Here is an 11,431-nt window from a genome sequence, read left to right on the forward strand (position 1 = left end):
TATCCATTACTATAACCACGAGCGTATTAAGACCAAACTAAAAGGCCTGAGTCCGGTGCAGTACCGGAATCAGGCCTTGGCCGCTTAGTTGTTCACTGTCCAAGTTTATGGGGTCAGTTCATGTGCGCCGGGATTTTTTGTGCGCGAACGGCTCTGAAAAAACGCTTTGTTGTGGGAACTCCAGGGTAGGCGTAGCGTAGTAGCCTGTTTTCCCTAACACTTAGGAGGCTGGCCACATGTCCCGCGCACATCGACCCTCGGGGTACGTTTTCCCGATGCCTGGCAGTGCGTTACTCAACGCCTGGCGTGAAGGTTATTCGCTGGGTAAATTAAAGCGCGACGTGATGGCGGGGCTGACGATTGGCGTCGTTGCCGTACCGCTTTCCATGGCACTGGCGATTGCCACTGGGGTACCGCCCCAACACGGGCTCTATACGGCCATTGTGGCAGGGGCGGTGATCGCGCTAACCGGTGGTTCGCGGTTTAACATCTCCGGCCCCACCGCTGCGTTTGTGGTTATTCTTTTCCCGATTGTTGCCAACCATGGCTTGGGTGGGCTGCTGATTGCCACCTTTATGGCGGGCGCTATTTTGGTCGCGCTGGGTCTTTCGCGATTGGGCAGTCTCATTCAGTACGTGCCTTACCCGGTCATTCTTGGCTTTACGGCGGGCATCGGCGTGGTGATTGCGCTGTTACAGCTGCCGGACTTTTTGGGTTTGGCGGGGGTCGAGCTTGGCGATAGCACCCTGGATAACTTGATGCTGATCGGCCAAGCGCTGCCCACGCTGTCGCTGGCGGAGATCAGCGTCGGACTTATCACCTTAGCAACACTGCTCGTTTGGCCGCGCTTAAATACCCCAATACCTGCCCCGCTGGTAGGGTTAGCGGTGGGTACGCTGGCAGCCTCGCTACTGCTAATGAGTGGCGTTGAGGTCGATACGATCGCCTCGCGATTTAGCTGGGAGTTTCAGGGTGAAAGCGGCAGCGGCATTCCGCCCTTTGCGCCCAGCTTTGTGGCCCCTTGGCGCCTCCCGGGGGCAGATGGCACACCGCTTGAAATCGACTTTGCGTTAATTCAAGCGCTGCTGGGCCCGGCACTGGCGATCGCTTTACTCGCTGCGATTGAATCGTTGCTGTGCGCCGTCGTCGCAGATGGCCTAACCCGCACCCGCCATGACCCCAATGCCGAACTGATTGGCCAAGGGCTCGGCAACCTGGTGGTGCCCTTCTTTGGCGGCATTACCGCTACGGCCGCATTGGCACGCACCGCGACCAATATCAAAAGTGGCGCGTTTTCACCTGTCGCCGCGCTGGTGCACTCGTTAGTGGTGCTGCTGGCCGTCGTCGCACTGGCGGGCGTGTTGGGGTATGTCCCCATGGCCGCGTTGGCCGCGCTGCTGTTTATTATTGCTTGGAACATGAGTGAAGCGCGGCATTTTATGCACACGCTAAAAAGCGCGCCTGCCAGCGATGTATGGGTATTGGTAATCTGTTTCGCACTGACGGTTATTTTCGACATGGTGATCGCCGTGGCCGTCGGTATTGGTCTGGCCGCCGCACTGTTTATCCGCCGAATGGCGCAGCTAACCCATACCCAGCGCCTTTCCTCACCCAGCACTGGCGAACACTTCCCGCCAGAAGTAGCGCTCTACAAAATTAGCGGCCCGCTGTTTTTTGGCGCCGCAGAAAAAGCCATTGCTACGCTGCGGATCATTGATCACAGCGTGAGAATCGTCGTTTTGGATATGCGAGATGTGCCTAGCCTGGATACCACGGCGATGGTGGCGCTGGACACACTGCGCCGCGAGCTCGGCGAGCAAGGCGTGGGAGTAATGTTTGTTGGGCTGCCGCCGCGCATGGCGTTGAAAATAAAGCGTGCGGGTATTCGTCGCGAAGTGGGCAAATTAGCCGTGGTTAACAACCTTGCCCACGCCGAGCGTATGTCACGCCGCTGGTTAGGAACGACTGACTAGAAAGGTCTGATTAGAAAAGGCTGGCCAGGCAAGTTGGGGCTACAAAAAAGCCTCCCGGCAAACAGCGCAGGGAGGCTATTGAGTTACAAAACGTCAGGCGTTAAAAGAAGCCCAGCGGATTGATGTCGTAGCTGACCAGCAGGTTTTTGGTTTGCTGGTAGTGCTCAAGCGCCACCTTGTGGGTTTCGCGGCCGACGCCGGATTTCTTGTAGCCACCGAATGCCGCGTGGGCGGGATATTGATGGTAGCAGTTGGTCCACACTCGCCCGGCTTGAATGCCCCGGCCCATACGGAAAGCGACGTTGATATCGCGGCTCCACAGGCCAGCGCCCAGACCGAACTCGGTGTCGTTGGCAATCGCCAGCGCTTCTTCCTCATCCTTGAAGGTGGTCACCGCCACGACTGGGCCAAAGATCTCTTCCTGGAAAACACGCATCTTGTTGTTGCCCTTGAGCAACGTTGGCTGGATGTAATAGCCACTGTTAAGGCTGTCGTCCAGGGTTTCTTTATTGCCACCGGTGAGGAACTCGGCGCCTTCGTCGCGGGCAATGTCCATGTACGACATGATCTTGTCGAACTGCTCTTGGGATGCCTGAGCACCTACCTGCACATCGGTATCCAGCGGGTTGCCACGCTTGATGGTTTGGGTGCGCTCAATAACCTTGGCCATGAACTCGTCGTACATACTCTCTTGAATGAGCGCGCGAGAAGGACAGGTACACACTTCGCCCTGGTTAAAGAACGCCAGCACCAGGCCTTCTACCGCTTTATCAATAAACGTCGGCTCGGCGTTCATAATGTCGGCAAAGTAGATGTTGGGGGATTTGCCGCCTAGCTCCACGGTAGAGGGAATAATGTTTTCTGCCGCGCATTTCAAAATATGCGAACCGACAGGCGTGGAGCCGGTAAAAGCGATCTTGGCGATACGCTTGCTGCTAGCCAGTGCCTGACCCGCTTCGGCACCAAAGCCATTGACGATATTGAGAACGCCAGGCGGCAGCAAATCGCCAATCACTTCCATCACTTTCAGAATCGACGCGGGGGTTTGTTCTGCGGGCTTCAAGACCACACAGTTACCCGCTGCCAGCGCAGGCGCCAGTTTCCAGGCGGCCATCAGGATCGGGAAGTTCCAGGGGATGATCTGGCCCACCACGCCTAGCGGTTCGTGGAAGTGATAGGAAACCGTGTTGGCATCGATATCCGCTGCGGTGCCCTCCTGCGAGCGCAGGCAGCCTGCAAAATAGCGGAAGTGATCGACAGCCAATGGAAGATCGGCATTGATGGTTTCGCGTACCGCTTTGCCGTTATCCCAGGTTTCGGCGACGGCGAGCATTTCCAGGTTTTGCTCAATGCGGTCGGCGATTTTCAGCAGAATATTGCTACGCTCTTGAACGGAGGTTTTCCCCCAGGCAGGTGCCGCTTTGTGGGCCGCATCTAGTGCTTTATCGATATCTTCTGCCGTTGAGCGAGGGATTTCACAGAAGACGTGACCATTCACGGGACTAATATTATCGAAGTATTGGCCTTTCACCGGGGCAACGAATTCGCCGCCGATATAGTTGCCGTAACGTTTTTCAAATGACACCACAGAACCGGTGTCACCAGGGTTGGCGTAGATCATTGTCATGCTCCTGAGTATTATGATTATTAAAGGTGCTTTTTTAAGGTGCCTAAACAGTGTTGTTCACTAAAGCAAATGGCGATATAGCCCGATGGCAGGATTAGCCCTCATCCCTTGGTAGGAGACGCCATGTATTCCCTGTTAGTGGCCGATGACCACCCGCTGTTCCGTGATGCGCTGCAAACCGTGATTAGCGGGGGCTTGGCAGGCAGCCAACTGGCGGAAGCGGAGAGTCTCGCTGATGCGATGACGTTGGTGGAACAGCATGCGGAGTTGGATTTGCTGCTACTGGATTTAAGCCTGCCTGATGCCGAGGGGCTAGAGGGGCTGACCCGCCTGCGCGAGGTGTTTCCATGGCTGCCGGTAGCGATTGTCTCTGCGCATCAAGAGCGCCAACTGGTGCTGGATGCTATTACCCTGGGCGCGGTGGGCTATATCCCCAAATCTACGCCCCGGGAAGCAATGCTGGCAGCCTTAACGCAGATTCTTGAAGGTCAGCTCTACCTGCCGCCCGACATCATGCGACGGCCTGCGCCCCGCGCGTCTTTGCCCCCCACGACCGTCACCGCCACAACGCCCAGCGAGCGGTTGGCGCGCCTGACCGAAAAGCAGCTGATGGTCTTGGGCTGTATGGCCAAAGGCATGTCCAATAAGCATATTGCGCGAGAATTGTTGATTGCCGAAACCACCGTTAAAACCCATGTCTCGGCGATTTTGCGTAAATTAAATGCGACCAGTCGGGTGCATGCGATCGTCATTGCCGGAGAGGAGGATTTAAGTTTTTATCGCGCCAACCGGGCTCACTAATGCTTATGCAACAGTGAGGCAAGCAGCATGCGCAGCCGCAGCGGTTTGAGCGGTTTTAGCAAACAGTGCATACCCGCCTCACGGGTGGCCCGCTTAATCTCTGCCTCGTGATTCGCCGTTATGACCACGGCGGCCAGTCCAGGATAGCGCCGCTGCAAGCGCGCGGCCAGATCGATACCGGTTTCACGATGTTCCCCTAAGTGATAATCAACCAGGAGTACCGCAGGGCGTTCACCATCGCTGGCGGCCTCAAGGGCACTCACCGTGGCTGCCGCGCGTACCCGACAGCCCCAACTGCTTAGCAGTGCCTGCATGCCCTCAATAATGGCCAAGTCATCATCGATCACCCAGACGATACAGCCCTGCAGCGGATCATCTATTTCCGCCAATGGAGAGATGTAGCGTGCGGGCAGAGCCGATGACGGGACCGCCGCGTAAGGCACGGTGATAGAAAAAAGAGCTCCTATGCCGGGGCGTGAAGTGAGGGATACCGGTTGCTCCAGCATACTGCTGATCCGGTCAACGATGGCTAGCCCCAGCCCTAAGCCACGGCTATTAGCACTATGGGGCTGGTTAACCCGCCGGAACTCCAGAAAGATCGCTTCGCGCTGCTGCTCTGGAATGCCGGGGCCGGTATCGCCCACCATAATTTCCAATCCATGAGGGCGTCGTCGGCAGCCCAGCAGCACGCGGCCATGTTCGGTATAGCGCACCGCATTACTGAGGAAGTTGCGTATGACCCGCGCCAGCAGCGCCAAGTCTGATTCAATCATCATACTGGAGGGCACATAGTGCAACGCTAAGCCACGCACGCCCGCCACTTGGCGGTACTCTTCCGCCAGCGTATCGAGCAGTGTACTCACCGCGAACGGTGATTTATCGGCGCGCAGCACCCCCGCATCCAAGCGCGAGATATCCACCAGCGTGCCGATCAGGCCTTCCACATCTTTCAGCGAGCGGCCGATATGGCCCACTAGTTTTTGCGAGTTTTCAGGCAGTGAGTGGGTTTCTAAAGCGCTGGCAAACAGGCGGGCCGCGTTGAGCGGTTGCAACAGGTCATGGCTGACCGCCGCAAGGAATTTTGTTTTAGAAAGGTTGGCCGCTTCAGCCTCGGCTTTGGCCGCCAGTAATCGTGTGTTGACCTGCCCCAGTTCATCCAAGGTTCGGTGCAAGGTATCGGTGCGTTCTCGCACCTGCTCGGCAAGCAGCACTGAACGCTCAAAGGCGGCGTAAGGGGCGCCCTCGGCACTACCATCACCTTCGACCCGCTCCATTAACGCTTGGCAGACTTTGCGCAGGCGACGGTTCTCTTCTCGCAGCGCGGCGACCTCGGCTTCATCCTGGCTATTGGTGGCTTCAGTGGTTGTCGTTAGCTGGAAGAGATCCAAACGCCACCCCCGTAAACGTTTGATTCACATGCATGCCGTGGTGCTGCTCACCGTAGGTATTGAACCCCACTACCCCAGCCTGGCGCAGCAGTTGCGACGCCTGGTCTAAATGATCCAGTGCTTCAAGCTCCATACGGCGTAAAAAACAGTCGCAGGCAATGATGACGCTAGGCGCGCCTAGCCGGGCACTCACGCCTTCAAGCATGACATTGAGATCATCGAGCAGCGGTGTTGGTTGCATGGCCGTGAGCACGATGCCATTTTCCACTGCACAGTAAAAACTCAGGCTGCTGTCGCGGTTAACGCTCTGGATGGAGCGCACATAGTGCTGCCCACCGATACGCACCGCTAAAGGGTGACGAGCAAAAATCGCTGCATTGAGCTGTTCAGGCGCAACCCCAACCAAATCGGCATACACCTTCGCGGCGGGCAAACCATTCAATTCTATTACCCGCCGTTGCTCACGATTCGCCTCCGTTACCACGAGTTTGTGGGCCATTGGGGTCAAATGGTGAGTCGAAAAGACGTCAAAGGGCAACTGGGTATTAATCATCACCACCACCGCAGCCCGGGTATAAAAGCGCCCGGCGGTGTACACGTGGGTATGGCTGAGATGATTATCATCGCCGGCAGAGCCGCCAAAGCTGGGTATACGCCCCAGCGCGGCATCCAAGGTGGCAAGCACTTGCTCTTCGCGACTCGATAAGCCATCCAATAAGGTGAGCGCAAAGCTGTGCTCATTAATAGGCGCGACGGCCTGTCGACGGCAACGCTCCAAGAGTGTATCGACTAGCGGCTGAGCGTTGGTCAACTCAAAATGATCCAGGTCATCGATCAGCGCTGTTTCGATGGCGAACCAACGACGATCAAAGCCCATCGCGACGATCGAACCGCGATCATAACCAAGCGGCGTTATTTCCCCAGCGGTAGTGCAGCCGCTAAGCGGCGTGGAGGGAAAGCTTCGCTCTAATGCGGCCGCCAGCTCCGCTAAATCATACTCCGCACTGCAGAAGAACAGCACGAAGCCCAAGTGTGCGTGATAGAGAGCGTCGGCTAATTCCGACGCTGCGTTCCAAGCGTCTGCCTGCTGACTAGCCGCCGTAATAATGCCCTTTTCAACGGGATAAATGGTCACGACACCACCTCTCCAGAGCGGCATGGGTGCGCACAGCGGCAAGCTTTAACGTGCTGAAAGCATCATTGAGCTGGCTTGTGGTGGCTTGCTCTGTCTTGGCCAATATCTCCAACTGCTTCGCCAATTCGGCTAGCTGGTCAGCGCCCATGCTCACTGACTCGCCGCGCAGCTGGTGCGCCAAACGCATGACTTGATGGTGCTGCTCTGGTGTCAGTGGTGTTGCCACCAGACAAGCAGCCAGTTGCTCGGTGTAATCGCTGACTTGCTGATGGTAAAGCATCGCCAGTTGGCTCAGGCTCGACTCTTCCAGTGACGTTTTCAGCATAGTGAGAGTGTCGACATTCAGTAACGGCGGCTCCTCGGTTGGCGTTTGTGTTCCCGCTAATGCTGGTACAGGAGCCGTGTCGGGAGCGGCAAAAAGCTGTAACGCCAGCACATTACTTAACGCCGAAAGCGACAGTGGCTTGGTAATGTAATCATTCATGCCCGCAGCTAGGCAGCGTTGACGATCATCTTCAGCGCCGCCTGCCGTCATGGCGACGATAGGAACACTCGCCAGCCAGCCACCCTGTTCGCGTAAGCGCTGAGTGACCAACAAGCCATCTATATCGGGCAACTGGATATCCATAAAGATGAGTTGTACCTGCTGTGACTGGGCCATTGCCAAGGCGTCATGACCATTCTCGGCCCAGATCACATCGCAGCCTAGGCGCGATAACAAGCCAATAGCGACTTTGCGGTTGACCGCATTGTCCTCCACTAGCAGCAGCGTTGTGCCGGAAAAATCGCGTTTAGGTATCACGGGCAGTGACGCTGAAACAGGATCGACTTCTACCAAGGGCAACTGGCACCAGAAGATACTTCCCTGGCCTAATTGGCTCTTGACCCCTAACCGCCCTTGCATGGCTTCGCTTAACCGCTTGCAGATCGCCAGCCCCAGCCCCGTTCCACCAAAGCGGCGGGCCACTGACTCATCCGCCTGCTGAAAAGGCTCAAAAAGCCGCTCTTGCTGCTGCTCGCTCAAGCCACAACCGGTATCGATCACCTCAAATAATAGCTGTTCTACCGTAGAGGAGACCTTGACGCTTACCTCGCCATGGTCAGTGAACTTGATCGCATTGGCGATCAGGTTTAGCAGTATCTGCCGCAGGCGGGCAGCATCGACCAACACCCACGCAGGCACCAGGGGGTCGACGTTAACCGTAAGCGTCAATCCTTTAACTTTTGCCCTGGGTGCAAGCAGCACCACCACACTATCGATAAGTGGTTTTAGCGCAGTAGGCGATGTTTCCAGGGTTAAGTGACCGGCTTCGATTTTAGAAAAATCGAGGATTTCATTAATCATTGCCAGCAGTTGATTGGCACTATCGTAAATCGTGTGAGCGTAATCCTCTACCTGAGCGGGACTCGCCGATTCCCGTAATAACTCACTCATACCAATCACACCGTTCAGCGGGGTACGAATTTCGTGACTGACCATGGCGAGGAAGTCTGACTTAGCTTGATTCGCCGCCTGCGCCTGTTTGGCAGTAACCTCCAATTGCTGGCCTAATTGCTCCTGCTCGCGCCTGACCGCCGCACTTTCGCGCATTTCGCGCACCAGGAAAGCAATCACCAGAAAAGCCGCTAAGCTCATTCCGACGATTAGTGACATGAGGAGCTTGTAGAGCAGGCTGAGCTGGGCGCGCTCTTCGGTCGCCGACTCGGCCAAATAGCCATTAATCGCAATAACCAGGCGCTCTGTTAACTGCGTTAGCGCCTGCAATTCCTCTTCCAGCACCGTCAACGGTAATTGATCAATTCCCCCCTCGGCTTCAGGCCCACCATAGGGATAAAACATACTATCCAGCACATCCAGCTGTTGCTGGATTTGGCCCAATAATTCCCGAGCCGTACCGATCTGTTGCAATAACGTGCTGACCTCACCCTCATTGAGCAACGTAATGCGGCTATATAACAGTTCAAAGCGTAGGTTTAGCTCATCATGCGTCTCGGACGTAAGCGACTCACGCGTCACAGCCAATAGATGGTTCAAGAGCTGTACCGCATCGCGGTCCAGCTTATAAACCACCCAGGCGGTATCTTCACGCAGACTCTGAGTGAGATTTTCCTGCCGCCAGGCAGCCAGGGTAGCGACGACCAACGCCGCGGCAAATAGCAAAACCGCAACGATGGCAACGAGCTTAAAACGGCGAGGATAACGCAGCAGGCTGGAAGCCTGTGCGGTTGAAGCGCTAGCGAACATCAATATGCATAACCTGCCATACCGCCCTGAAGCGTATTTTTTCGCTTAACAGCGCTTCATCCTCATCAAAGGGATAAAGCACCCATAACGGACCGTACTCACGAATGGGGATCGCTTTTTCATCCTTTTCAAGGGCTAAGATAACGTCATACTCTTCAAAATCGCTCACCGGTATTTCCGCTTCGTAGCCGTTCAGGGCGGCGACATGTACCGTATCGCTTTCCGCGTTTAAACGCGCCAGCAAGTCGCGCATTAAAGGCCCACGATAGTGGTTACTAGCTTCTGTCCAGGGTGTGGTAGTATCGAACTCGTGCTGTGGTAACGCCTCTAACATGGCGCGGTCAAACTGCGCTTCACCACCCACGTTCGTAAGGCCAACATTACCGCTAACGGTCAAAATAACCGGCCCGCTGGGTTCCTCTAAGCCATCGGCTGTTTCAGCGAGTCCCGCTAGGGGAATGCTGAATATCAGCACAGCCCACCCCATTAATAACGCTTTCACAGTAAACACCTCACGCCAAAAGACCCGTTGGTTTAAACGCCCAGAAATAAAAGGAGACAGCATAAAGATTACGCTATCTCCTTAAATAGGTCAGGCTCAATACTGTTTTTTCGTAATGTTTTTATCGTAATGGAAGCGTTATTCGCTCACAGCTGAGTTACGAGCTAATTTTCTCAAGCGGCTCAAAACGCACTAATTCTTCGTAGGCATGCCAACTGGCGTGACCTAATACCGGCAAGATGAGCGCCAAGCCAATATAGAATGTCATCACACCTACCAACACACACAGCGTTAAAATCACCGCCCACAACAACATCACGCGAAAGTTACGGGCAACACAGCGTACGCTGGCTTCAATCCCTTCCATGAAGGTTAAGTCTTGATCCATCAGTGTGGGTATCGCCACGACGCTAATAGCAAACGCGCCGAATGCTAAAATGCCACCTGCCACTGTGCCAACGGCAAGCATGCCTAAGCCTTCTGAGGTGGTCAGTAGCGATGTATAGAGGGTCGCGGGACTAGGAACTTCAAATCCAAAAAACAGGGCAAATAGCAGAGTGGCTAAACGAATCCAGGCCAGGAAGAAGATCATCATCATGACCCCCATCATCGCCAATTGACCGGCATGGGGTCTCCAGCTTCCGAATGCATCTCCCAGGTTAGGCACTTGCCCCCGTTCTAAGGCTCGGCTGATGCCATACGAACCGACCGCGACCAAGGGCCCGATAAACATAAAGCCAGCAATCATGGGCAGCAGCCAATACCAGTACCCCAGCGTAAATGCGCCAAGGGTGATCGCGATACTCAAGCCCACCCAAAACATGCCATACGAAAGACTGACCACCGTTGCGCGGCGAAAATCTTCTACCCCCGCAGCCAACCACGCTCTAGGCCGATCCAATCCGACCTTATTAATAGTAATTTTAACGCTGGGCTGATCTGAATGGTGGTTTGTTTTTGTTGTAGCCGCATTCATGGCATCACTCCTGTTGTACCTGATACTAGGTCCTGAACTCAGGGTTTACCTCAAAGCATCAACGCTTGTTAGCGCTGCTGGCATTAATGCCAACTTAATGGCTTAACACTATCTTTCAGTGCTTTTTCTCAGTGCTTTCTTAATGCTCTCTTAATGTAGCTGACCTGAAGACCCGAGGCGTTGACTGAAAGGCTATGCGTACAAAAAATCCATGAGATGGCCTTAAAACGCCAATTTAATTGCTGCGTTAGCAAAAGCGTATGTAGCCAACGTTAGGTACCAGCCATAAAAAAACTCCGGGCTAGCTGCCCGGAGTTTTTGGTTGTTGCTACGTGACGCTTTGAATGTCTAGCGCACAATCATTACCGACATTTTGGCATGGTGCACAACGTGCTCTGCATTAGGACCAAGCACATAATCGACAAACTTACGCTTATTGTGAGAGGCCATGACGATCAGATCCACGTCCAGTTTCTTACCGGCTTTGATAATGGCCTCCCAAGGCGAACCATCCACAATGACACTTTGCACCTGAATGTCATCGGGCACATTCGTCTTGATGAACGCGTGAAGCGCATCGGTGATCGCGACATGCGCTTTTTTAGCGAAGTCCTTGGGGAAGTAGGAACCCACCATGGGCATGCGATAGTCCGGCAGTACCGTCACCACATGAAGCGAGGCGCCGAAAGTGCGACATAGCGTCAATGCCGTGGGCAGCGCCTTCGACCAGGAAGACTCCTCGTTCAAATCCACCGGCAACATGATCTTACTGTACATGGCACTC

At 55.0% G+C, this 11,431-nt stretch carries 10 protein-coding genes; 3 read left to right on the forward strand and 7 right to left on the reverse strand.

The window, feature by feature from the left end; genetic code table 11:
• A partial coding sequence (locus V8L70_RS16265; RefSeq protein ID WP_336270183.1) for an IS3 family transposase occupies positions 1 to 88 on the forward strand: 88 nt, incomplete at its 5' end.
• A gap of 148 nt (positions 89 to 236) precedes the next feature.
• Positions 237 to 1,973 (forward strand): C4-dicarboxylic acid transporter DauA, encoded by a 1,737-nt coding sequence (dauA, locus tag V8L70_RS16270; RefSeq protein ID WP_336270160.1) that lies wholly within the window; start codon positions 237 to 239, stop codon positions 1,971 to 1,973.
• 100 nt (positions 1,974 to 2,073) lie between these two features.
• Here the strand turns inward: dauA and exaC are convergent, their stop codons facing one another.
• The gene (gene exaC, locus V8L70_RS16275; protein WP_101147482.1) at positions 2,074 to 3,594 is read right to left on the reverse strand and encodes an acetaldehyde dehydrogenase ExaC; all 1,521 of its coding nucleotides are present in this window, start codon (positions 3,592 to 3,594) and stop codon (positions 2,074 to 2,076) included.
• A gap of 129 nt (positions 3,595 to 3,723) precedes the next feature.
• Between exaC and V8L70_RS16280 the strand changes: the two genes are divergently transcribed.
• Positions 3,724 to 4,401: a response regulator gene (locus V8L70_RS16280; protein WP_101147483.1), complete on the forward strand. Its 678-nt coding sequence runs from the start codon at positions 3,724 to 3,726 to the stop codon at positions 4,399 to 4,401.
• Here the strand turns inward: V8L70_RS16280 and V8L70_RS16285 are convergent.
• The 6 genes from V8L70_RS16285 to V8L70_RS16310 all read right to left on the reverse strand — a co-directional run bounded on the left by V8L70_RS16285 (position 4,398) and on the right by V8L70_RS16310 (position 11,424).
• Positions 4,398 to 5,789, reverse strand: coding sequence for a hybrid sensor histidine kinase/response regulator (locus tag V8L70_RS16285; RefSeq protein WP_101147484.1), 1,392 nt, complete (start codon positions 5,787 to 5,789; stop codon positions 4,398 to 4,400). The two genes, V8L70_RS16280 and V8L70_RS16285, sit on opposite strands and share 4 nt — an antisense overlap.
• On the reverse strand, positions 5,758 to 6,924 hold the full coding sequence (gene nosP / locus V8L70_RS16290; protein ID WP_101147485.1) for a nitric oxide-sensing protein NosP: 1,167 nt from the start codon (positions 6,922 to 6,924) through the stop codon (positions 5,758 to 5,760). The genes V8L70_RS16285 and nosP overlap by 32 nt, the downstream gene beginning before the upstream one ends.
• Positions 6,905 to 9,169 carry a hybrid sensor histidine kinase/response regulator gene (locus V8L70_RS16295; RefSeq protein ID WP_101147486.1) on the reverse strand — a complete coding sequence of 755 codons (2,265 nt, stop codon included), beginning with the start codon at positions 9,167 to 9,169 and terminating at the stop codon, positions 6,905 to 6,907. The genes nosP and V8L70_RS16295 overlap by 20 nt, the downstream gene beginning before the upstream one ends.
• Complete coding sequence (locus V8L70_RS16300) at positions 9,159 to 9,734, reverse strand: putative pterin-binding protein (protein ID WP_101147487.1); 576 nt, start codon at positions 9,732 to 9,734, stop codon at positions 9,159 to 9,161. Before V8L70_RS16300 ends, V8L70_RS16295 begins: the two co-directional genes overlap by 11 nt.
• 94 nt (positions 9,735 to 9,828) lie before the next feature.
• Positions 9,829 to 10,647 (reverse strand): DUF2189 domain-containing protein, encoded by an 819-nt coding sequence (locus V8L70_RS16305; protein ID WP_101147488.1) that lies wholly within the window; start codon positions 10,645 to 10,647, stop codon positions 9,829 to 9,831.
• Between the two features lie 348 nt (positions 10,648 to 10,995).
• Positions 10,996 to 11,424 (reverse strand): universal stress protein, encoded by a 429-nt coding sequence (locus V8L70_RS16310; RefSeq protein ID WP_101147489.1) that lies wholly within the window; start codon positions 11,422 to 11,424, stop codon positions 10,996 to 10,998.
• Positions 11,425 to 11,431: the final 7 nt, after the last annotated feature.

Source organism: Vreelandella arctica (genome assembly GCF_037070215.1).
GTDB lineage: Bacteria > Pseudomonadota > Gammaproteobacteria > Pseudomonadales > Halomonadaceae > Vreelandella > Vreelandella arctica.

Excerpts from the sequence above, each read along its gene's own strand:
- dauA (WP_336270160.1), top strand. The coding sequence starts at position 237 with ATGTCCCGCGCACATCGACCCTCGGGGTACGTTTTCCCGATGCCTGGC.
- exaC (WP_101147482.1), bottom strand. The coding sequence starts at position 3,594 with ATGATCTACGCCAACCCTGGTGACACCGGTTCTGTGGTGTCATTTGAA.
- V8L70_RS16280 (WP_101147483.1), top strand. The coding sequence starts at position 3,724 with ATGTATTCCCTGTTAGTGGCCGATGACCACCCGCTGTTCCGTGATGCG.
- V8L70_RS16295 (WP_101147486.1), bottom strand. The coding sequence starts at position 9,169 with ATGTTCGCTAGCGCTTCAACCGCACAGGCTTCCAGCCTGCTGCGTTAT.
- V8L70_RS16300 (WP_101147487.1), bottom strand. The coding sequence starts at position 9,734 with ATGCTGTCTCCTTTTATTTCTGGGCGTTTAAACCAACGGGTCTTTTGG.
- V8L70_RS16305 (WP_101147488.1), bottom strand. The coding sequence starts at position 10,647 with ATGAATGCGGCTACAACAAAAACAAACCACCATTCAGATCAGCCCAGC.
- V8L70_RS16310 (WP_101147489.1), bottom strand. The coding sequence starts at position 11,424 with ATGTACAGTAAGATCATGTTGCCGGTGGATTTGAACGAGGAGTCTTCC.